The 21,453-nt window shown below is 51.5% G+C and carries 19 protein-coding genes and 1 pseudogene; 11 read left to right on the top strand and 9 right to left on the bottom strand.

Annotated features, from left to right (window positions below; genetic code table 11):
- Positions 1–3 precede the first annotated feature (3 nt).
- The 3 genes from H924_RS00765 to H924_RS00755 form a co-directional block, all read right to left on the bottom strand.
- The gene (locus H924_RS00765) at positions 4–756 is read right to left on the bottom strand and encodes a sulfite exporter TauE/SafE family protein (RefSeq protein WP_015650061.1); all 753 of its coding nucleotides are present in this window, start codon (positions 754–756) and stop codon (positions 4–6) included.
- Between the two features lie 63 nt (positions 757–819).
- Positions 820–1,887, bottom strand: coding sequence for an ankyrin repeat domain-containing protein (locus tag H924_RS00760; protein ID WP_015650060.1), 1,068 nt, complete (start codon positions 1,885–1,887; stop codon positions 820–822).
- A gap of 41 nt (positions 1,888–1,928) precedes the next feature.
- Positions 1,929–2,627 (bottom strand): hypothetical protein, encoded by a 699-nt coding sequence (locus H924_RS00755; RefSeq protein WP_015650059.1) that lies wholly within the window; start codon positions 2,625–2,627, stop codon positions 1,929–1,931.
- A gap of 96 nt (positions 2,628–2,723) precedes the next feature.
- On the opposite strand from H924_RS00755, the gene H924_RS00750 reads away from it, so the two are divergent.
- From H924_RS00750 to H924_RS00740, 3 genes are all read left to right on the top strand, one after another.
- Complete coding sequence (locus H924_RS00750) at positions 2,724–3,710, top strand: hypothetical protein (protein ID WP_015650058.1); 987 nt, start codon at positions 2,724–2,726, stop codon at positions 3,708–3,710.
- Positions 3,711–3,735: 25 nt separating this feature from the next.
- Positions 3,736–5,022 (top strand): MFS transporter, encoded by a 1,287-nt coding sequence (locus H924_RS00745; RefSeq protein WP_015650057.1) that lies wholly within the window; start codon positions 3,736–3,738, stop codon positions 5,020–5,022.
- Positions 5,023–5,203: 181 nt separating this feature from the next.
- On the top strand, positions 5,204–6,358 hold the full coding sequence (locus H924_RS00740) for a winged helix-turn-helix domain-containing protein (RefSeq protein ID WP_035107986.1): 1,155 nt from the start codon (positions 5,204–5,206) through the stop codon (positions 6,356–6,358).
- Here H924_RS00740 and H924_RS00735 read toward each other — a convergent pair.
- Together H924_RS00735 and H924_RS00730 are read right to left on the bottom strand one after the other, a co-directional pair.
- The gene (locus H924_RS00735; RefSeq protein WP_015650055.1) at positions 6,351–6,908 is read right to left on the bottom strand and encodes a gamma carbonic anhydrase family protein; all 558 of its coding nucleotides are present in this window, start codon (positions 6,906–6,908) and stop codon (positions 6,351–6,353) included. The genes H924_RS00740 and H924_RS00735 overlap by 8 nt on opposite strands.
- Complete coding sequence (locus H924_RS00730) at positions 6,901–7,509, bottom strand: HAD family hydrolase (protein WP_015650054.1); 609 nt, start codon at positions 7,507–7,509, stop codon at positions 6,901–6,903. Before H924_RS00730 ends, H924_RS00735 begins: the two co-directional genes overlap by 8 nt.
- A gap of 196 nt (positions 7,510–7,705) precedes the next feature.
- On the opposite strand from H924_RS00730, the gene H924_RS00725 reads away from it, so the two are divergent.
- Positions 7,706–8,620, top strand: coding sequence for an alpha/beta hydrolase (locus H924_RS00725; RefSeq protein WP_015650053.1), 915 nt, complete (start codon positions 7,706–7,708; stop codon positions 8,618–8,620).
- Here H924_RS00725 and H924_RS00720 read toward each other — a convergent pair.
- A complete protein-coding gene (locus tag H924_RS00720) occupies positions 8,608–9,195 on the bottom strand; it encodes a nitroreductase family protein (RefSeq protein WP_015650052.1) in 588 nt (195 codons plus the stop codon). The two genes, H924_RS00725 and H924_RS00720, sit on opposite strands and share 13 nt — an antisense overlap.
- Positions 9,196–9,372: 177 nt before the next feature.
- On the opposite strand from H924_RS00720, the gene H924_RS00715 reads away from it, so the two are divergent.
- From H924_RS00715 to panC, 3 genes are all read left to right on the top strand, one after another.
- Positions 9,373–9,942 carry a DNA-3-methyladenine glycosylase gene (locus H924_RS00715; protein ID WP_015650051.1) on the top strand — a complete coding sequence of 190 codons (570 nt, stop codon included), beginning with the start codon at positions 9,373–9,375 and terminating at the stop codon, positions 9,940–9,942.
- A gap of 156 nt (positions 9,943–10,098) precedes the next feature.
- Positions 10,099–10,908: a 3-methyl-2-oxobutanoate hydroxymethyltransferase gene (gene panB / locus H924_RS00710; RefSeq protein WP_035108005.1), complete on the top strand. Its 810-nt coding sequence runs from the start codon at positions 10,099–10,101 to the stop codon at positions 10,906–10,908.
- Complete coding sequence (gene panC / locus H924_RS00705; RefSeq protein ID WP_015650049.1) at positions 10,909–11,736, top strand: pantoate--beta-alanine ligase; 828 nt, start codon at positions 10,909–10,911, stop codon at positions 11,734–11,736.
- Here panC and xylB read toward each other — a convergent pair.
- A complete protein-coding gene (xylB, locus tag H924_RS00700; RefSeq protein WP_015650048.1) occupies positions 11,720–13,099 on the bottom strand; it encodes a xylulokinase in 1,380 nt (459 codons plus the stop codon). The two genes, panC and xylB, sit on opposite strands and share 17 nt — an antisense overlap.
- Positions 13,099–13,950, bottom strand: a complete 852-nt coding sequence (locus H924_RS00695; protein ID WP_015650047.1) for a DeoR/GlpR family DNA-binding transcription regulator — start codon at positions 13,948–13,950, stop codon at positions 13,099–13,101. The genes xylB and H924_RS00695 overlap by 1 nt, the downstream gene beginning before the upstream one ends.
- Before the next feature lie 226 nt (positions 13,951–14,176).
- On the opposite strand from H924_RS00695, the gene H924_RS00690 reads away from it, so the two are divergent.
- The 4 genes from H924_RS00690 to mcrC all read left to right on the top strand — a co-directional run bounded on the left by H924_RS00690 (position 14,177) and on the right by mcrC (position 20,755).
- Positions 14,177–15,526 (top strand): RbtT/DalT/CsbX family MFS transporter, encoded by a 1,350-nt coding sequence (locus tag H924_RS00690; protein WP_015650046.1) that lies wholly within the window; start codon positions 14,177–14,179, stop codon positions 15,524–15,526.
- A gap of 337 nt (positions 15,527–15,863) precedes the next feature.
- Positions 15,864–17,384 (top strand): mannitol dehydrogenase family protein, encoded by a 1,521-nt coding sequence (locus tag H924_RS00685; RefSeq protein WP_015650045.1) that lies wholly within the window; start codon positions 15,864–15,866, stop codon positions 17,382–17,384.
- Between the two features lie 102 nt (positions 17,385–17,486).
- Positions 17,487–19,706 carry an AAA family ATPase gene (locus H924_RS13785; protein ID WP_015650044.1) on the top strand — a complete coding sequence of 740 codons (2,220 nt, stop codon included), beginning with the start codon at positions 17,487–17,489 and terminating at the stop codon, positions 19,704–19,706.
- On the top strand, positions 19,703–20,755 hold the full coding sequence (gene mcrC / locus H924_RS00675) for a 5-methylcytosine-specific restriction endonuclease system specificity protein McrC (protein WP_015650043.1): 1,053 nt from the start codon (positions 19,703–19,705) through the stop codon (positions 20,753–20,755). Before H924_RS13785 ends, mcrC begins: the two co-directional genes overlap by 4 nt.
- Before the next feature lie 36 nt (positions 20,756–20,791).
- On the opposite strand, the pseudogene H924_RS13780 reads toward mcrC, so the two are convergent.
- Positions 20,792–21,181: pseudogene (locus H924_RS13780) on the bottom strand (VOC family protein).
- Positions 21,182–21,453 lie beyond the last annotated feature (272 nt).

Below are 21,453 nucleotides of genomic sequence, written 5' to 3'. Positions count from 1 at the left end.
GTTTTAGAGAAGCTGCATAATGCCGCGGATTAGGACTACCGCGGCACCAGCTGCTGCCAAGATGGTAGCAATACGCTTTGCCATCGGGGTGGAGATCTTGGCGTTGATGCGCTCACCAAGCCATGCGCCCACAAAGATCATGGCAACTGCTGCAATCCACAGCCACGCAGGTGCGCCACCAAAGTCCAGGCCACCAATAAGAATGACCTTCAGTAAGAAGGACACTGTATTAGCAACCAACAAAATTGGGTGCAGGGTGGCCACAAAATCGCGATAATCCCATTTGCTCAAGCGTGCATAAACAGTCAAAGCTGGGCCCGCAATACCTGCCACGGTGGACATAAAGCCACCGATAATACCGAAGAGAATCATCGGCAGCTTGGCTTCTGGATTAATGCTGAACTTCTCCGTGGGGAAAAGTGAAATGCACAAAGCCAGCAGCACCAAAGCGCCCACAAAAATCAGCAGCCATGGCCCATTGAGGAAGTGCACCACTGCAACTGCAGGCAGAGAACCAATAATGAGTGCTCCGGCCAAAATTCTAAAGCGCGCCCAATCGGTGCGTTTACGAACTGACCAAGCATTATTAACTGCATTGATAATGGACAGCCCGTTGACCATGGTGACGCCGGCTAAAGGGCCGAGCAAAGTGGTGAGCACCGGTCCAGTAACAAGGCCGACGCCCAAGCCGGTAATTCTTTGCAGCAGGGCGCCAATAACGACAGATAAAAGGAGGATGATGGCGATGGTTATCACGAAGAATCAGAATAAGCCCTTAAACGCGCAAATGCGCTATCGCCATCTACCCCCTGCCATCACCTAACGCTGATAGTCAGGCTCTCCCAAAGGCATGGGATTTGGATTCTGCACCACCCAAGCAGTTGCTAAACGAGGCAATACATCTACCTCCTCTGGAGTGGGATCACCCTTGCGAACAGCCTTAATCGCCGTGGCGAGTTCCTGTTCTTGAGGCTTCTTTAATGGCGTGCCTTGGGAGGTGATAGCCAACAAGGCCTTGGCCATCTTCCTATAGTCTTTATCCCAATTTTCTCCACCATTATCGTGGAATTCATTGGAGACGCGACCAGCGATTCGAATGGCCTCACCTTGTAGTGACTTGGCCTTACCCACTGCGGGTACTAGGAAGTCATAACCTGCAATAAATTGTTCCTGCCACGTCTTGCCTGGCAATTTAATTTTGCTGATGCCATCGTGACGTACCGGGGTGTTGGCGCGGAGTTCCTCCGGAATGCCAAAACGATCATAAAGCCAGACCATATCCACGGCTGCTTCATCCACATAATCTTGGTCATAATCCTCACGAGCATCCTCAAATTGCTCGCCGAGACGAATAATCCGTTCCTGAGTTTCCCGAATCTCTTCCTCGGTGAAATCACTGCTATTGAGCATTTTTACGGTTTTAGCTAATTGAGAAATGTGGCCGACATCGGCGCTGCGGATAACTTGCATCATTGGCGAGTGTCCGTCATTGGTGCGGGAACTCGGATCGGCTCCTGCGTCGATAAGCTTTTTTAGTTTTTTAGGAAAGAGCACGGCTCCGTAGGCAACCGACTCGCCTTCGTTATTTACCGCGCAGACATCGGCACCAAAATCGATGAGGAAATCGGTGTTAAGGTCCTTTTCCTGGGCGTGCACATGCAGCGGAGTATCGCCTTCTTCATTGCGAACGTCAACGTCAAGGCCCTGTTTTAGGAGCCAGATCTTATATTCTTCAGGCACCTCGGGCATATGCAAGGCGGTATCACCATGTCGATTTCGGGCGTCGAGAGCACGCTCTGCAAAGACCTCCTTGAACGCGTCAAAATCGCCGGACTCGACGATTTTGTCAAAATTCCTAGGAAGCTTCTCTTTAAGCTTGCGGGGCATGTCTCTCCTGAAACCGAGGTTTATTCTTTAATCATTTTATTCTACGGTGTCGCAGGGACATTAAGCACTCGGAATAGACGCCAATCTGGTTGACTTTCACCTTGGTTGGGAAATTCCATGTCTAAGGTAGCAATGTGGCTTCCAGTGTCATAGAGCTCTGGATAATACAGACTGATGGGATCTGTAAGAACACCATCTTTAGGAGGAGCTGCCAAAATATAGCGCACACCATGTTCAGCTGGAGAATTCAGCATTTCCACATAATCAAGATCAGATTGAATAACAAACTGCTTTTGGTTTTGTGAGGCCGTCATAATTGCATAGGCATTTGCAGCCGAGACAATTAGTTCACCTTCGCCAAGCTCAAGGTGGTCAATATAATCCGCCACGTACTTTTCAGTAGAGAAATCTTTGAGAATTTTTGTTCTTAGATCTTTTTCCGCTGGTGTGCCCTCTTTAAGAAAAGGAATAGCCTGCTGCACCGCAAATTCCTGGGGCGCCCATTGTTGCGACCTCATCAATTGACCACAAAATAAGGTGCTAGAAAATACCAAAAGATACATGGTAACGATGAACCACCACGGCGGGTTCTTAGCAATTGAACGATGGCGGAAAGCCGCACCCGGACGCAACGAGGGGAAACGACTACCTGGAGAAATGATCTGGATGAGAAGTACCATGCTGAGTGGAATAGCCACAATAAAAAAACCGAAGCATGCCAAAAGTAGAACCTGCGGCATGGGAATAAATCTGGAAGCCTAAAACCGTGAGCATTGATACCAGAGGGAAAAGAGGTTCCAAGTCTTTTCGTCGATAAGCAAACCACAATTCAACAATTGGTAGCGAGCGAATCCCATGCCTCGCACCGCAGCCGCTTAGAGCAATTTATTTATGCCACCATCTGCGCCTGGCCCCATTTAACAATTCTTCAAGCAGCCCAGGCAGCGGTGCAATTAGCTAGGCCCATGCGCATTTTTGAATTGCAGGGATTTGAAGGCATTTCACATTCCCTTAACCACATTGATCTGCGTTCCGTATTGGAATGGCAAATTTTAGGATTCCAACCCCGCGACAACGCCGCGGCAATCCTGTTAAGCAACCCAGGCCCCCTCCCAGCCGAAGAACCCACACCTCCCCTAGCTTTTTATATGGGTACCCAGGTGGTGGATGTAGAAAATTCCGGCGCAGCAATTCCTACGCTGAGCTCACACATTAATCGCTGGAAAAAGCGCCGCGGACGCTTCCATGAACCTGCCACCTACGCTGGATTTCATCGAGCTTTCACCGAAGACACCGCTCGCATGCTGGGCAATATTGCCAAAATCGGCGCCCTAGCTACCTGGGAAGATACCAAGCAAGAAGCTGCCAGCTGGGCCGAACTTCCCCACCCGCCGGCAATTATTGGCGATACCCCGCCACAACATCTCACTACCGAAAACGCCTGGTACCACTTCCGCATCGGTAAGCATTTGGGTCGCGATGCCTTCGCCGAGATTGCGCTGTGTTTGGGCAACGTTTTTTGCCACCACCTCCCGCAGGTCTGGACGGATTACTCACTAAACAGCGCCAACGATGACCCGCGCGGGGTACTGCTCGAGTCTGAAGCCGCCGGCTCCATCGCCATCGCACGCATCGGTGGCCCCGCTAGGCGGGGCGGTTCATTCTTTAAAGATGCGCTTTTCGACGCAAACCAGCCGCTCCCGGAGAATTTTGATCTCTGCACGGTTTTAGCTGCAGCAACGGAAATCCAAGAGCTTTTACAAGGCGATTCATTGCCAGTTGTGGGCGCCAACTGGTACGCGGATGACCCCTATTACCCATAGCCTCACGAGGGCTAGGGTGGTTGAGGTGAGCTTAAGAGACTACTTCGCCGATACTCGGCCTTTCAAAAACCCGGCTTTTAAACGCCTGTGGTTAGGAAATATTGCCACCGTATTGGGGGCCCAACTAACAGTGGTCGCGGTGCCGGTGCAGATTTATCAAATAACAGGATCTTCTGCCTTCGTTGGTCTCACTGGTCTTTTTGGCCTGGTTCCACTCGTTATTTTTGGACTCTATGGCGGTTCAATTGCCGATGCTTTTGATAAGCGCATTGTTCTTATCTGCACCACCATTGGACTTTGTTTAAGCACCGCTGGATTTTGGTTGCTCACCTTATTTGGCAATGAGAATATCTGGCTGCTTTTAGCCACATTCTCACTCCAGCAGGCATTTTTTGCGGTAAATCAACCCACTCGCACTGCAATTTTGCGGCGCATTTTACCCATTGATCAATTAGCCTCAGCCACCTCGCTCAATATGACCTTGATGCAAACAGGTGCAATTGTTGGCCCGCTTATTGCAGGCGCATTGATTCCACTTATTGGATTTCAATGGCTCTATTTCCTCGATATGGTCTCTATCATCCCAACTCTGTGGGCAGTGTGGACCTTGCCGTCCATGAAACCAATTGGTGACGTCATGAAGGCCGGATTTGCCAGCGTGGTGGATGGCTTAAAGTATCTAGCTACCCAACCCGTGCTCATGATGGTGATGGTGCTTGATCTTATTGCCATGACTTTTGGCATGCCACGTGCGCTTTATCCAGAAATTGCCGATGTTAATTTTGGTGGTGGTGATGCCGGTGCCACCATGTTGGCTTTCCTTTATTCTTCAATGGCCTTGGGTGCAGTCTTAGGCGGCATCTTGTCTGGTTGGGTTTCTCAAATTTCCCGCCAAGGTGCGGCGGTGTACTGGTGCATTATTGCTTGGGGCGTGGCGGTTGCCCTGGGTGGTGTGGCCATTTTGCTCAGTCCAGGCAGAGTGACGTTGTGGGCCTGGATGTTTATTTTGATGATGGTTATCGGCGGCATGGCCGATATGTTCAGTTCTGCAGTGCGCAATGCAATCCTGCAGCAATCAGCAGCCGAGCATGTCCAGGGGCGCATACAAGGGGTATGGATTATCGTTGTGGTTGGCGGACCTCGACTGGCCGATGTACTGCACGGTTGGCTTGCGGAACCTTGGGGCGCAGGTTGGACAACCTTATGGGGCGGAGTTGCGGTTGTGGCCCTTACTTCCCTTTGTATGGTTTTAGTTCCGAAGTTTTGGAAATACCAACGTCCTGCTGGAATAGTGGAAAGCACATCTTCTTAAATCGGCGGATAAAAATTGTGCTAAATGCCTAATTTGGAAATTTTCAATTTATTTTCTATGGAAATATAATCCCCCCTAGCCGGACTTATGGCGAAAATCCTGCCAATACTTAGACCATGCAGTCTAGCTAAACCAAGACCTCATTAGACAGTGCTGTCTACGATTGGCTATTGTTTAATTCATGCCCAATCAGGCCCACTTCTCAGCGTCCTTTGCCCGCCCCTCTACCCCGGCAGCAAAGTGCATGCACCATATTCGCCTCGGCCAACAGCTCATTCGAAATGAGCTAGTCGAGGCAACTGGTTTGTCTCAACCAACGGTAACCCGTGCAGTTACTGCGCTCATGCAAGCCGGCCTCGTGCAGGAACGTCCTGACCTCACTCTTTCTTCAGGTCCGGGCCGTCCTAATATTCCTTTGGAACTAGCACCCAGCCCTTGGATTCACGCTGGTGTAGCAATTGGTACCAAGTCTTCCTATATTGCGCTTTTTGATACCAAGGGCCGCACCCTGCGCGAAACCATCTTGGAGAAATCAGCAGCAGACCTTGATCCCGATACTTTTATCGAGCACCTCATGGCTGGAGTTAACCGCCTGACTACCGGAATTGAACTTCCTTTGGTGGGCATTGGCGTTGCGACCTCCGGCAAGGTCACCAATGCCGGCGTAGTCACTGCTAGCAACCTCGGTTGGGATGGCGTTGATATTGCAGGACGCCTCAACTACCAGTTCAGTGTGCCTGCCACCGTTGCCTCGGCAATTCCCGCGATCGCAGCTTCTGAACTGCAGGCCGCTCCTTTGCCTCACCCAGATCAGCCCACCCCGGTCACCTTGACTTTCTATGCTGATGACTCGGTCGGTGCTGCATATAGCGACGATCTTGGGGTGCAGGTTTTGGGCCCTTTGGAGACCACCGGAGGATCCGATTTGGATACCCTCGGCATGAGCCCCGAGGCTGCGCTAAGCACCCAGGGCTTCCTCAGCCGCGTGTCTGATCAGGGCATTTTCGCCGAGAGTCTCGGCGAACTGGTCAAGATTGCGGCCACCAACGATAAAGCGCGAAAGCTTCTCGACGACAGAGCCACGCTTTTGGCTCATGCTGCGGCGGCTGCAGCTCAGCAAAGAAAACCTGCCACTCTGGTACTTGCTGGTTCTGCATTTTCTGAGGATCAAAAAGGTCGCTCAGTTTTTGCAGCACAGCTGAAGAAGGAATATGACGCTGAAATCGAATTGCGTCTTATCCCAACTCACCGCGAAAATACCCGTGCCGCTGCTCGTGCAGTAGCTTTGGATCGTTTGCTTAACGAGCCTTTGTCTTTGGTCCCAAAGACTAGCTAAAGCGCACCTCATCCAAGCTCAGTGCCTCAGAAATTGGGGCCTGAGCTTTGGAAATTTCTACATACCTTCCAGCGTGTGGAATAAATGCCTGGCTCTGTTCGTCGTCAAGCGTCCTGCGGACTTTGGCCGGCACCCCGGCCGCTAAGCTTTGCGCCGGGATTTCTTGTCCCTCTAGCACTACTGCCCCGGCGGCGATGAGCGATCCCGCGCCGATGGTGGCGCCGGAGAGGATGGCTGATTTCATGCCGATGAGGCTGCCATTTTCCACGGTTGCGCCGTGGACCAGCGCCAAGTGACCGACGGTGACATCATCGCCGAGGGTGCATGGCGCGGTGGCGTCGACGTGGAGCACACAATTATCTTGCACATTGCTGCGCGCGCCGATGCTGATTTTATTAACGTCGCCACGCAGCACCACACCATAAAAGATGGAGGCGTCGGGGCCGATTTCCACATCGCCAATAATGGTGGCGGTTGGCGCAATCCAAGCACTGTGGTGAATCCGCGGAGTTTTGCCATTAAAAGGCAAGATCAGGGGGCCGTTATTCATGCTCAAGGTCCTTTTTAAGTTGTGCTAGTGAGGTAAAAACGAAGGCCTGCATGCCTGCCTCGCGGGCAGCTTCCACATTTTCTAGCCGATCATCAATAAAAACAATCTCCGAAGCGGGCACACCTAGGGCTTCTTGAGCTGCGTGGAAGGCAGGAAGTTCAGGTTTTGCAGCACCAATATCGCAGGAGAACACAAGCGCATCAAGCTGATCCAGCCAGGACTGATTGTGGTGTTTGACGATCTGCGCCAAACCTTTGGGGATATTGGATAAAACTCCGATGTGGTGCCCCGCCTGCTTTAGGCTCAAGGCAAAGTTCACCATTTCTGGATCGGCTTCTTCCAGGCCTGCATAATCGGCGGAAATTGCCTCCTGCGGATCAAGAAATTCCAGCTGTGCGCGGAGTTTAATCTGATTCCAATAATTGATTTCGCTCACTCTGCCCGCATCAAGATCGGGGCGGAGTTCCTCGTAGATTTCTTGTAATTTGGTTTCTTTTTCCGGCTCGCCGACTGCTCGAAAAACACGCTTGAGCTGCCCGGGGGCATCTTGTTTTAACAAAACTCCATAAAAATCAAAAAGATAAGTATTGGGTTTAGTCATAGCTAAGACTCCTCACCGTAAACGCTTGCCTCGCTGCAAGATTATTTTCTAGCCTAGGTGCTCAACTGCGATCCTGCCTGGAATTTTTCGCCCCGCACTACACCCCTTCTTAAAACACCGCGTCATGCTTACAGACTGCCCACTTTTTGGGCCTAAGCTCTGCCTTTTTATGGCCTAACCTAGCTAGGATCACAAGATGTTCCTGCATCCCGAAGCACAGTTCTACCTTGATAGCCTGCCTGCCCTCAGCCCACAGGAAGAATTAACCTTTGGCAAAGACATTCCCCAGCCCGCAGCTGAGCAATCTCATTTGGCCAAGGATCAATTAATTGCCGGCGTGCCAGTGCGGATTTATAGTCCGCGCACCCTCCCGGAAAATGAGCTATTACCTGCTCTTATTTACTTCCATGGGGGAGGCTGGAGTGGTGGAAACCCAGCAATGATTGATGGCTTGGTGCGCTCTTTAGTAAGCGACCTCGATATTATTGCGATCAGCGTGGATTATCGGTTGGCACCAGAACATCCTTTTCCGGCAGCTTTTGAGGATTCTCTTGCAGTATGTCGAACGGTGTTGAGCGGAGAAACAGACCTGGCACTTGATCCCACTCGCGTAGCCGTTGCTGGTGATAGTGCTGGTGGCAATTTAGCTGCAGTAATGGCACAACAATTAAAAAGCCACAGCCCCACATTTGCCCATCAAGTTTTGGTTTATCCGGTTAGCAATCTTACCGATACCAACTCCCCCAGTTACCAAAAATTTGGAGAGGGCTACTACCTCACTGCGGCAGCGATGCAGCGCTATATAGATCAGTATGCAGGCACTCATGACCTTGCTGATCCGCGTCTCTCCCCAGCTTTTGCTTCAGATCTTAGCGGTCTAGCTCCGGCGACTTTTGTGCTGGCTGAATGCGATGTGTTGGCCCATGAGGGGCGCGCATATGCCCAGGCTCTACTGGGTGCAGGAAACTCGGTCACCCTTGCTGAGTTCATGGGACAACTCCATGCTTTCCTCAACCTTGGGACTTTAAGCACCGATGCCCGTGCTGCGCGACGTTTTATTAGAGCCCAGCTGGAAGCTGCGCTTATCTCTGAGGAATCTTATAAAGCGTAACTATTGTTGATGCGTCGCGATGCAGCACGACCGGGGTGTTCAGGATGCTCTGCTGGGAAACCCGCTGCGATAACCAAGGCGATTGCGCGATCTTCGCGGCCACCAATTCCAATTGCTGCTTTTACTTTTTCCTCATTCCAGCCGGTGGTTGGACTGGTAGCTAAACCCTCAGCTTGAGCTGCAATAAGTAAAAATCCAGCCAATAACGCTGCATCTTTAATGGCAGCTTCGCGGGCAACTTCTGGCGAGCGGTGCTGCAAAAATCCTTGAACTCGTGAGGCTCTTTCATCCCCTAAGAGCTCTGCCAAATCTGATGGTTCATTTTCTATACGAGCAACCGTAATAAAAACTACCGGTGCTGCCAAGAATTGCTTTTGGTGCGAGGCTGCAAAAAGTGCTTGCTTAATTTCAGGATCAGTTACCACCACAAGATCACGTTGCTGCACGTTAAATGCCGAGGGGGCTTCCAGGGCAAGCTCCACAATCCGATCAATTAACTCTTCACTTGGAATGTCATCGGTATATTTTCGGGTCGCGCGACGTGAGCTAATTACCGAAGCAACTGAAAGCGTCATGGGTGTCTCCGAGTCTGTTCAAGATGGCTAATTAATTTATGAAGGCTTTAGCCTAAGGCGACCGACTAAATGGCAGCAAGGAATAACGCTGAATTCCTTCCACCCTGGAACATTCGCTTTTCTTGACTGCCCGCGCCTTCTAGAATCCCCATTTCCGAACCCGCCTAGAATTAACCCATGCCTATAGACTTCCTCCAAGCAGCAGATATTGTTGCCCCGCAACTTTTGGGATGCACTTTAAGCCACGCTGGAGTCAGTGTGCGACTAACCGAGGTAGAGGCTTATTTGGGCGCGGAAGATGCCGCTGCCCATACCTTTCGCGGTCAAACTCCCCGCAATGCAGCTATGTTTGGGCCGGGTGGACACATGTATGTCTATATCTCCTATGGAATCCACCGTGCCGGAAATATTGTGTGTGGACCTGCAGGAATTGGCCAAGGGGTGCTGTTAAGAGCAGGTGAGGTTGTTGATGGCTTAGCTACCGCGCAGTCTCGGCGTGGTTCCCACATCCCTTTTGCGCGTCTGGCACAAGGACCTGGAAATTTGGGTCAGACATTGGGCTTAGATATCAGTGACAACCATGCCTCAGTTTTTGGTCCGTCATTTTTTATTAAGGAAAGATCCCAGGAACCGGAATGGGTCTGCGGGCCACGCATCGGAATCAGTAAAAATGCCGAAGCGCCTTTAAGATTCTGGATTCCCCGAGATCCCACAGTGAGTGGCAAACGTGGATATCCAAAAATGTAATTTTGCAGATTTTAAAGCTCTAAGTCGAAGCCTTAATGATAAAAAATGGGATTTTTGACAATTAGAAGCGATATAGCAGATTGCTTAACCGATCAACAGTGGCCCAGGCCTGTTTAGATTTATGTTGAGCTGCCCATCACATCTATACTCATGCGCATGCCAGGCATTGATGCACCAAAAATTCGTACCCGCCACTTTCATGAAGCAAAGGCGAATGGTACCAAGATTACCGCTTTGACCAGCTACGATGCTCTTTCTGCACGGATCTTTGATGCAGCTGGAGTGGATATGTTGTTGGTTGGCGATTCCGCCGCCAATGTGGTGTTGGGACGAGAAACCACATTGTCCATCACCTTGGATGAGATGATTGTGCTCGCCAAGGCAGTTGCGGTTTCCGCCAAACGCGCGATGGTAGTTGTTGATCTCCCCTTCGGCACTTATGAGATAAGCCCTAATCAAGCAGTAGAATCTGCAATTCGGATTATGCGCGAGACCGGTGCTGCTGCGGTCAAGATTGAAGGTGGCGTAGAGATCGCCGGAACTATTCGACGCATCGTCGACGCCGGCATCCCAGTCGTTGGCCATATTGGCTATACCCCACAGTCTGAACACGCCCTCGGTGGCCATGTTGTACAGGGCCGTGGTGCCAGCGCCGGCAAACTCATCGCCGATGCCCGCGCAGTGCAACAAGCAGGTGCCTTCGCTGTGGTTTTGGAAATGGTGCCAGCACTGGCCGCCACCGAAGTCACCCAGGACTTAAGCATTATCACCATCGGCATCGGTGCAGGTAATGGCACTGACGGCCAGGTTTTAGTGTGGCAGGACGCCTTCGGCCTCAACACCGGCAAAAAGCCACGCTTCGTCCGCGAATACGCCAACCTCGGCGCCGATCTTCACACCGCCGCCCAAAATTACATTGCCGACGTCCACGCCGGTTCCTTCCCCGCCGAGCAGGAATCTTTTTAAATGCGCTTAATAACCACCAAAAAAGAGCTTTTCGACGCGATCCCCCGCGATCTCTCCATCGGACTGGTCCCAACCATGGGAGCACTACACAGCGGTCATGCCTCCTTAATGAAATTGGCTCGCCAAGAAAATGAGCTGCTGGTAGCCAGCATTTTTGTCAATCCTTTGCAATTTGAAGCGCTGGGTGATTGCGATGATTACCGTAATTATCCCCGTGATCTCGACGCTGATCTCAAGCTCTTGGAAGAATGCGGGGTGGACATTGTCTTTGCACCTAGCGTTTCCGAAATGTATCCCACTGGCATTCCGCTGGTGTGGGTCAGAACTGGAGTAATGGGTGAAAAACTCGAGGGTGCCAGCCGTCCAGGTCACTTTGATGGCGTGGCTACGGTAGTGAGCAAACTCTTTAATTTGGTGCGCCCTGATCGCGCGTATTTTGGCCAAAAGGATGCCCAACAAGTAGCTGTTATCCGCAGGCTGGTGGCAGATTTGGATATTCCTGTTGAAATCCGTGCGGTGCCGATTATTCGTGGCACTGATGGATTGGCAGAATCAAGCAGAAATCAACGCCTCTCCCCCGAGGAACGCAAAAATGCGCTGGTCTTGTCTCATGTATTGAACAAGCTTAAAGCCCGAACAATCGACATTGCCGATGCTCGGGCTGAACTTGCACAGGCTGCGGGAGTTAAGCTGGATCATCTGGAAGTAGTTGATCCAACCACTTTAGAACCTCTTAACGATCTCTCACAGCCTGCTTTGGCGGTGGCCGCAATTTATGTGGGACCGGTACGGTTGATCGATAATATCGAGATCACCAACCAGCAGTAGCTTCCCGCAGGGTCGCGTATCGCTGCGCCACATCAACGTTTTTGGGGGTTCGTCGAGAAGCAGAACCTGCGGTGTCCCACTGCGGCGGTTGGGCAGCGCCGGACAGCGCCCACGCTGCCTGGCGGGCGGCTCCCAAAGCAACATATTCCGCAGGTTCTGGAACAACAACGTCCACGCCAAAGATCTCCGGCGCGATTTCGCGCACCGCAGCAGAGCGTGCACCACCACCAATGAGCAAGATGCGTTGGGCAGGAACACCAGTTGCCTCAACCAACGCGGTGACCGCATCGTCCATAGAGCACAACAAACCTTCGACGGTAGCGCGTGCGAACTCTTCGCGAGTTGTCGAGCTCGTCAGTCCTGCAATCACGCCCCGCGCTTCTGGACGATTCGGGGTGCGCTCACCATCCAAATACGGCTGCAGGGTAACGCCACTGGAACCAGGCTGCGCCGCCAATGCCAGCGCATCAAATTCATCCCATTCCACACCTAAAATTCGGCGCCCAAATTCCAATACGCGCGCCCCATTTAAGGTGCAAGAAAGCGGCAAATAGGCACCAGTTGCATCGGCAAAACCAGTGACCAATCCAGAAGGATCATGCACACTATTTTTGACACTCGCCGCAGCTACACCTGAGGTGCCGATAGAAACGCTGACATCACCGGCAGCCAGATTCAGCCCCAGTGCAGCTGCCGCATTATCGCCAGTACCTGCAGCAACGATGACTCCTTCGGCGGTGCGCCCCGCAATTCCATTGGCGGCAAGAAGCTCTGGAAGTTCCACCTCATGGCCCAAGGCCAGCGCTGCTAGCTCCGGGCGCCAAGCGCGATCCCGGGTGCTGTAATACCCGGTGCCAGAAGCATCACCATGATCACTAACCATGCGAGTGCGACCCAAAAGATGCCATGTGAGGTAATCATGAGGCAGCATTACCGCATGGGTACGCGCTGCATTTTCTGGTTCATTATCGCGCATCCAGCGCATTTTGGTGGCCGTGATAGAAGCCAAATACACACTGCCGGTGGCATCAACAGCTGCTGATTCTCCCCCTAGCTCGGCATTAAGATCGCGCGCTGCTTGGGCGGAACGGGTGTCATTCCACAACAATGCAGGGCGGACCACCTCACCTGCTGCGTCCACTGCCACCATGCCATGTTGTTGGCCGGCAATCGATACCGCATCGGCGCGTTCCAGAAGCCCTGCGGTAGCAGTTTCTAATGCATCGATCCAAGCCTGGGGGTCTACCTCGGTGCCACCGGGGTGACTCGCGCGCCCTTCGTCAATAATCTGACCGGTCGCGGCGTCGACAAGCAATGCTTTGCAAGATTGGGTCGAGCTATCGATTCCCAGCACCAGTGCCATTAAATTTCCTCTTCTTGAGTGTAGGTGGAGGTGATTTCCTCACCGTTGATATCAACAACATGGATCTGGGCGCGGGAATGATTGAGCAATTCGCGCTGCTCGCGGCTGCATTGTTGATCGATAATAATGTGATCAAATTTATCAATGGGAGCCACTTTAAACACGCCAGGCGACCCAAATTTACTGGAATCTAACACCAAAACTTTCACTGCACCGATGCCTATCACAGTACGCTTGGTGTCGGCAGCCTCCATATCAGGATGGAAAAGCGCTGCGGAATTACCCGTAGCGCGCAAAGCCGTGGTGGACACAAAAGAAATATCAGCAGAAAGTTCAGCCAGCTGGGCTGCTGTGGAGCGTCCCAAAAAGGAATCAGTTTCTGCAAAGTAAAGACCCGCGCAGGCAATGAGGCGAATATCGATCATCCCGGCGCGATTGCGGTGCTCACTCATCGCCTTTAAAGAATGGGTGATCAATGCTGAAGGAGAACGCTGTGGCAGCTGCTCTACCAGGGCTTCTAAGGTGGTGGAATCATCAATCGCCACCACCGCACCTTCTGGAATTAAACGAGCAGCGGCCGCACAAAGTGCCTCTTTGGTGTTGCGATGCAAATGTCGGCGCTGCCCCACCGCCAATTCACTCATGGACGGCGATACCGAGCGAGCGCCTCCGCGGATTCTTTCCACCATATTTTCGGTGGCTAATGCCTCCAGGTCACGGTGAATTGTCATTGCACTGACATCAAAATGCTCTGCCAACTGCTCTACCCGCGCGGAGCCATGGCGGGTGATATAAGCGACGATGCGTTCTCGTCTGCGCTCCTGTGAGGTGGCGGGGATTACTTGGGCCATGTGAAAAAACTACCACGCTCATGTTGTTAAGACCAGGGGTTTTTAACATTTTTATGTTAGGTCTTGCTTTTTCCTAACATAATGGCGTTAAATTAGTGTTAGGTTAACGTGATCCAAACCACTAAACTCTCAAATTCCCGGATTCAACACTGTTAAAAGCACTCAATTGGATTGTTTTTAACATCAATCTAACGCCGGATTCAACACTTCTCACAAAGGTGGACCAATGTCAGTACAGCACTCGCCAGCAGCTAAGCCGGCTCTGCTCGATCGTCTCGGCATTCCTCGTGCCCTCATCTTCGGATTCATCGGACTCGCAATCTTCATGATCGGCGACGGTGTTGAAACCAACATCCTCGAACCATTCCTCAGCTCTGAACACGGCTTTACAGTTTCCTCAGTAGGCACCCTGGTAACTATTTATGGCGTTGCCGTTGCCATTGCAGCTTTCTTTGCCGCAGCCCTTTCCGATCTCTGGGGCCCACGCCGCGTCATGATCCTCGGCGCAACCATCTGGATCTGCTTCGAACTAGTCTTCCTGGCAGTAGCGCTTACCTCAGAACAAAGCTGGCTCATCTTCCTGGCTTATGGACTCCGCGGATTCGGCTACCCCTTCTTTGCTTACGGCTTCCTGGTCTGGATTACCGCTACCGCAGACCCCAAAAACCTGGGCACCGGCGTGGGCTGGTTCTATGTAGCTTTCTCAGCAGGCCTTCCTACCCTGGGTGCATTGGTTGCCACCATCTCCATCCAATTCATTGACCTCAGCTTCTACGAAACTCTCTGGGTTTCCCTGGTACTGGTTGTCATTGGTTCCCTCGTTGCACTACTGGGCGTTAAAGAACGCCGTGGCCGCCACCCCCTTGTTTCCAACCCAGAAGACGTAAAGCAAACCTTGGGTCAGGGCTTCAAGCTGCTGCGTACTGATCGTCGCGCTCGTTTTGTTACCTACATCCGCACCATCAACTCCATTCCTACCTACGCAATGGCAGTGTTCTTCCCAGCATTCTTCACCGATAGCTTGGGATGGCAACTGAGCTGGTTCCTCATCCTCACCACTGTTATCTATGCAGTGAACCTGCCTTTCAATCCTTTCTTCGGACGCTTCGGCGATCGCCATGGCTGGGCCCGCACCGTTTTCTGGGCAGGATCCGTCGGCGGCGCTGTCACCTTGGCAATGGTGTACTTCATCCCATTCTTCGGTGTTAAAACCGGGCTCTCCGATGGCGTTGTCTACGGCATCACCATCGCAGCCGGCGCTCTCTTCGGTATCTCCCTAGCTGGCTTCGTTCCGCTTTCTGCTATCGCGGTTTCCCTTGATCCCAAGCACCCAGGTGCAGCAATGGCAACCTACAACCTCGGAGTTGGCGGCGCCGTTGCAGTTGGCCCGCTACTGGTTGCAGTTCTACACCCACTCATCGGAGCAACCGGCCTCATCTTCGTTATGATTGCGCTCTACCTGCTCTCAGGTTGGATGACCTTGCAGCTGCGCGGCACCCAGCCAGGCTTTGATGGACTGCCACCGCTTGATGAAAATGCTGAGATCTCAGATCTGGCGACCGTAAAGGCTCACTAGAGTTTGCAGCTCGGGAGTGCTGGGGAGCGCTGAGGGACTCAGCATTAGCCCCCCAGCACATCCACCACAAAGCCCCCTAAAACAGGGATTTGTGCGAGATTCTGTCACTTTTCAATCCCCAAAAATGACCAAATCCCGCACAAACTTACAAATTTTCCCGATTTGTGCGAGATTCTGCATTCGGCTCAGCTATCACGCTGATTTCTAGGCTCTCGAGGATCTCAATCGCCTGCCCGCCCCTCACCCCTGGCCACCTCAAGCACCATGTCACCAAAACCCAGCAAGACCCAGCAAGACCCAGCGAAATAAACCCAAAACCTCAACCAAAGGACACCCCATGAACCAGCAACAGCATCCACTCCAGCTCAACACCACTAATCTCGCAGAAATCGCAGCAACTTCCGGAGCAAAAATCCCTTCCTATGATCGTTCCCAAATCACCCCAGGTATCGTGCACTTTGGTGTTGGTGGTTTCCACCGCGCACACCAAGCCATGTACCTCGATCGCCTAATGAATGGAGGGAAAGCACTGGATTGGGGCATCGTCGGAATGGGCGTTATGCCTTCTGATGTGCGCATGCGCGATGCACTTGCAGGACAAGATCACCTTTATACCCTGACTACTAAGGCACCTAATGGTGAGCTTGATCAGCGCATTATCGGCTCCATCATTGATTATGTTTTTGCGCCAGAAAATCCCCAAGCTGCGGTGGATACTCTTGCGGATCCAGCCATTCGCGTTGTTTCCCTCACTGTGACCGAGGGCGGATACAACATTGATCCAGCATCAGGCGAGTTTGACCACAACAACCCCCGCATTGCCGCCGACCGCGAGGCTCTTAAAACCGGAAACACTGAAGGATTGCAGACTTTCTTCGGGCTAATCACCGCTGGACTTATTGCTCGCCGCGCTGCTGGCACCACTCCTTTTACCATCATGAGCTGCGATAATATCCAGGGAAATGGTGAGCTGGCAGAGAAGTTTTTCCACGCTTTTGCCAATTCCATCTCCGCTGAGCTCGGCGATTGGATGCAACAGAAAGTCCGCTTCCCTAACTCCATGGTCGACCGCATTACTCCTGAGACCACCGACGGTGACCGCGCTGAGGTTAAGGAAACCGGTTATGTCGATGCTTGGCCGGTAGTTTCTGAGGATTTCACACAGTGGGTGCTCGAGGATGCTTTCACCGCTGGCCGTCCTGCATATGAGGAAGCCGGCGTCCAGGTGGTTGACGATGTTGAGCCTTATGAGTTGATGAAGCTTCGTCTCCTCAATGCCTCTCACCAGGGACTTTGCTACTTCGGACACCTCGCAGGCCATCATATGGTGCACGACGTCATGGCCGATCAGCACTTCCGCGATTTCTTGCTGGCGTATATGGAGCGCGAGGCTACTCCTACCCTGCGTGAGCTGCCCGGCGTTGATTTAGATGCTTATAGGCACCAGCTCATTGCTCGTTTTGGCAACGCCGCAGTCAAGGACACCGTGCCTCGTCTGTGCGCCGAGTCCTCCGACCGTATCCCCAAGTGGCTGCTCCCGGTGGTCCGCGAGAACCTGGCCAAGGGTGGCGAGGTTGAGCTCTCTGCCGCGATTGTTGCTTCCTGGGCGCGTTATGCCGAAGGTATCGATGAGCAGGGCAATCCAATCAAGATTGTCGATCGCCTCGCCGAGCGCGTGCACACCAACGCATCCCACAACCGCGAAGATATCCTCGCCTTCATTCGCGACCGCGACATCTTCGGCGACCTGGTCGATTCCGAGCAGTTCACCACCGCCTATGCCGCTACCCTAGAGTCCCTGCATGAGCGTGGTTCCGAAGCGACCCTCGACGCGCTGCTTGCGCGTGTCACCGTTTAGAAAGACGCTTTTCGACGCACCCCCCTAGCAACAGTTTGGGCCATAACCTTTTTGGTTATGGCCCCTTCTTTAGCTGTAATGCTACTCAGGCATAATTAGGAAATGACTGACAAACTCACTGATCTCAATACTGCTGCTCTTGACGCTTCCCGCCCGGAACCTGACCTTAAACTTGCCCAGGACATCAGTGAAATATTTACCCATATGTTGGGTGATGGAAAATCAATCATTGATCCAGATGTCACTATCTGGACAGCAGATGCCGCAGAGGAACTAAAGGCACGAATTGCCGATAATTCGTTCGAAGGAAAAAGCCTAAACCAATGGCAAAAGCTGGATATTCAACTCGAAGGAGCCTCCCGCGAAGTTGTCCTGCTCGCTGCGGAGATTGTCTTTTTGCGTGAATACCCACTGTATTCAGCACTTCCCCAAACTCGCCGGTCACATGTTGAATTAGTGCTCAAACACCTTGATTCTCAAATTGAAGTTCCAAAAGCGATGTCCACCTGGATGGACCGTCCGAGTGGAATCGCCGGATTTAAGCCTGGACAGGGCTACAACGGCGGGATGTGGAGGCACATTATTTGGATGACCAACTTCATCCAAAAATGGAATCTCCTTTCAGATGTTGAACAGGAAGCAGCTCGAAGCAATCCTTGGAAACTACAAGAAGTTGTGCTTTCCGTTGATGAAGATAGATCTGATATTCGTAATGCTCTCCAAGCTCTCGCACGCCCAGCTGTCTTCGAACTAATCTCCTCAGCCTTGATGAAGAAAGATATTCGCGATAAACTTTCCCACCGTATCAGTGGTTCTTCAGGAACAACTCCTGCTGCTATTGACCAAGACCTGCTTAAAATTCGTGCAAGTCTCACCTCCGAAATTAAGGGACCGTTCCATTTCTGGTCACCAGGAGTAAAAGAATTGTGGGATAAAACCGCACCCAAAAACCCTGCAGAAGAATTAACTGAGCCCCGGCCGCGTCACTATTGGCTCTTTGCCCCGGGTCGACAGGCCTCAAAGTGGGAAGAATTCTATTCCAAGCACATTATGGCGATTGGTTGGGACGGACTAGGTGACCTGACAAAATACTCTAGCCAAGAAGAAGTCCGAGAGGCACTTGATGTAGAAGAATCTGGTACTGCCAAAAGGAATGATTCACTTGCCGTTTGGCAATTCCAAAATGAGATTGCCGTAGGAGATGTAATTTACGCGAAACGCGGAACCCAAAGCATTATTGGCCGTGGAGAAGTAACCTCAGATGCCCGTTTTGAACCGGAACACGAGAAATATCATCACGTCCGTTCAGTTGAATGGACTCATGATGGTTCATGGGATTATCCCGAAACTATACCTCTAAAAACCCTGACTGATATCACCTCTAAGCAAGGTATCGTCGAAAAGCTTGAATCTTTATTTGCAGGTGAAGAAGAACCTGAGATTCTTGAAATTACTACTCCGCTGCCTGGCTATGGTAAGCAAGAATTTCTTTCGGAAGTGTATCTTCCAGAAGAACGCTATGATCGCCTCCGTTCTTTGTTGCGTCGTAAGAAAAATGTCATTCTCGCAGGTCCTCCCGGTGTGGGTAAGACCTTTGCAGCAAAGCGCCTGGCCTATTCAATCATGGGACAAAAGGATCCAAGCAGAGTGCAGATGGTGCAATTCCATCAGAGCTATTCCTACGAGGATTTCATGATGGGTTACCGCCCGACAGAGACCGGCGGATTTAGCCTTGCTGAAGGTCCCTTCTACCGCTTTTGCGAAAAAGCACGCGCCGATGATGCTAATCGCCCTTATTTTTTCATTATTGATGAGATTAACCGTGGCAATATTTCCAAGATCTTTGGTGAATTACTCATGCTCATCGAAGCCGATAAACGTGGCCAAGACCTGCGGCTACTTTATAAAAATGAAAAGTTCTCGGTCCCTGCAAATGTCCATATCATCGGAATGATGAATACTGCCGACCGCAGCTTGGCAGTGCTCGACTACGCTTTGCGCCGTCGCTTCGGATTCTTCGAAATGGAACCCGGCTTTGAATCCGAAGGTTTCTTGCTTAGACAACAAAGTATTGAGGATCCAGCTTTTGATTGCTTGGTCAAGAGCATTATTGAGCTCAACAAAGCTATTGTTGATGATCCTGCTCTCGGAAGAGGTTTCACCATTGGCCATAGTTACCTCACTGGAGCCGCAACCGACGATGACGATTGGCTGAATTCTGTTGTCGAGGATGAGCTCATTCCACTCCTTGATGAATACTGGTTTGATGAACCAGCCAAAGCTGAGGAGTGGGCTCTCACACTTCGAGCTGCGCTCCAATGACCACTAATCCCATAGCCATCCGCAATATTTATGTCATGCTGGCCTATGCCTTTCGCAGTATCAGTAGTAAAGAAAACTCGTGGGTAGACACCGAATCTTTTGAGCACCTGCATGATCTTTTCGCAGAAATCCTCATCCGTGGTGTTGGTGCGCAGGTCAAGCGTGGACTCAATCATGACTATTTGCAGCGTAGCGATGCTCTCTCCACAGTGCGGGGTCGCATTGATATAACGCGCACCATCGCCACTCGCTCTCCCCTGAGAGGGAAATTGGTGTGTGATTTTGATGAATATGAACTGGATACACCTCATAACCGAGCTCTAAAATCCGTGATTGTCCTGTTTATTCGCAATGGCCAAGTCGCTCCATCGCGTAGAGATGCATTGCGACGACTGCTGCCGTATTTGGATGCAGTAAAACTCGTGGCACCGCACTCCATTCGTTGGGAAAAGCTCACCTACCACCGTGCCAACGCTTCTTATCGATTGCTCCTAGGAGTATGTGAACTCATTGTGCGAGGTCTCTTGCCCACCCAGACGTCGGGTGATACCAAACTAAGTTCCTGGATTTCAGATGAGCAAATGAGCCGGTTATACGAGCGTTTTTTGCTGGAGTATTACTCTTTCCATCACCCCGATCTCTCTCCCAAGGCCCCACGAGTGGCCTGGGATATTGATCGCGACAACTCTCTTGGATTCGAGCAACTCCCTGCGATGTACACCGATGTCACACTTCGTAAAGGGGCACGCACCCTCATTATCGATGCAAAATATTACAGTCAATCAATGCAAGTTAGTCACTGGGGAAAAACGACAGTTCGCTCGGCACACCTCTACCAAATCCTGACCTATGTTAAAAATAAGGATGTTAATCAAGATGGTTCGGTCAGCGGGCTATTGCTTTATGCTCGAACCGAGGCAGCTCAACTACCTGATCTAGATGTCAGCATCCAAGGAAATCGTATAGGCGCGAAAACCCTTGATCTCAACCAACCATGGTCGCATCTTGTTAAGCGACTCGAGGCATTAGTCGGTTGGCTTGAGAACTAGCATCAAGCTGCAGTTTTTCGTCGAAAAGCGTGCTTTTTAGCTTTTAAGGGTGACAATCTGGATGAGGTTGCCCACGGTGTCGTCAAAAATTGCGATGACGGAGGGACCCACATCCATAGGCTCAAGGGTGAATTCCACGCCGAGGGCCTTGAGTCGCTCAAACTCGGCTTGCACATCATCAACATAGAACTGGGTGGCTGGAATGCCATCTTGCTTGATTCCGGCCTGGTAGCTGGAGGCCGCTGGGTGCTGGTTGGGCTCGAGCAGCAGCTGTACACCCTCAGGGTTTTCGGGGGGAAACGACGGTCAACCAGCGATAATCGCCAGTTTCCACATCGTGCTTCTTTTCAAAGCCCAGCTTAGAGGTATAAAAATCGAGGGCTTTAGCTTGGTCATCAACAAAACGCTGGCAATTTCAATTCTCATGGGCGCCAGGATAGCCACCTCATGTGGATTGTGCATTAGCTCTTAGAAAAAAGCACAGCTAAAACGTTGAAAACCTCTCAGCGTAAATTCCATGACAAATCCGCTGAGAGGTTTTCCTCTGACTGAAGGACAATGGGCCAAGCTCATCGAACCGCTAGCAAGAATCGCGACACCAATCAGAAGTTTCTCTGCCTTAAGTGACTTTTAAAAGCTCTTCCTTAAGGCGCTAAAGCACATGGTTGCAGCTCTATCGCAATAAAGAAACCCCTCAT

The sequence above is a fragment of the Corynebacterium callunae DSM 20147 genome (assembly GCF_000344785.1).
In the GTDB taxonomy this organism is placed as follows: Bacteria; Actinomycetota; Actinomycetes; order Mycobacteriales; family Mycobacteriaceae; genus Corynebacterium; species Corynebacterium callunae.
The sequence above is the reverse complement of the archived record's forward strand: the minus strand, read 5'-3'. Positions and strand labels throughout refer to the sequence as shown.

Coding starts and splice junctions, on each gene's coding strand:
- H924_RS00760 (WP_015650060.1), bottom strand. CDS start 1,887: ATGCCCCGCAAGCTTAAAGAGAAGCTTCCTAGGAATTTTGACAAAATC.
- H924_RS00755 (WP_015650059.1), bottom strand. CDS start 2,627: ATGCCGCAGGTTCTACTTTTGGCATGCTTCGGTTTTTTTATTGTGGCT.
- H924_RS00740 (WP_035107986.1), top strand. CDS start 5,204: ATGCCCAATCAGGCCCACTTCTCAGCGTCCTTTGCCCGCCCCTCTACC.
- H924_RS00735 (WP_015650055.1), bottom strand. CDS start 6,908: ATGAATAACGGCCCCCTGATCTTGCCTTTTAATGGCAAAACTCCGCGG.
- H924_RS00730 (WP_015650054.1), bottom strand. CDS start 7,509: ATGACTAAACCCAATACTTATCTTTTTGATTTTTATGGAGTTTTGTTA.
- H924_RS00725 (WP_015650053.1), top strand. CDS start 7,706: ATGTTCCTGCATCCCGAAGCACAGTTCTACCTTGATAGCCTGCCTGCC.
- H924_RS00720 (WP_015650052.1), bottom strand. CDS start 9,195: ATGACGCTTTCAGTTGCTTCGGTAATTAGCTCACGTCGCGCGACCCGA.
- H924_RS00715 (WP_015650051.1), top strand. CDS start 9,373: ATGCCTATAGACTTCCTCCAAGCAGCAGATATTGTTGCCCCGCAACTT.
- panB (WP_035108005.1), top strand. CDS start 10,099: ATGCCAGGCATTGATGCACCAAAAATTCGTACCCGCCACTTTCATGAA.
- panC (WP_015650049.1), top strand. CDS start 10,909: ATGCGCTTAATAACCACCAAAAAAGAGCTTTTCGACGCGATCCCCCGC.
- xylB (WP_015650048.1), bottom strand. CDS start 13,099: ATGGCACTGGTGCTGGGAATCGATAGCTCGACCCAATCTTGCAAAGCA.
- H924_RS00695 (WP_015650047.1), bottom strand. CDS start 13,950: ATGGCCCAAGTAATCCCCGCCACCTCACAGGAGCGCAGACGAGAACGC.
- H924_RS00690 (WP_015650046.1), top strand. CDS start 14,177: ATGTCAGTACAGCACTCGCCAGCAGCTAAGCCGGCTCTGCTCGATCGT.
- H924_RS00685 (WP_015650045.1), top strand. CDS start 15,864: ATGAACCAGCAACAGCATCCACTCCAGCTCAACACCACTAATCTCGCA.
- H924_RS13785 (WP_015650044.1), top strand. CDS start 17,487: ATGACTGACAAACTCACTGATCTCAATACTGCTGCTCTTGACGCTTCC.
- mcrC (WP_015650043.1), top strand. CDS start 19,703: ATGACCACTAATCCCATAGCCATCCGCAATATTTATGTCATGCTGGCC.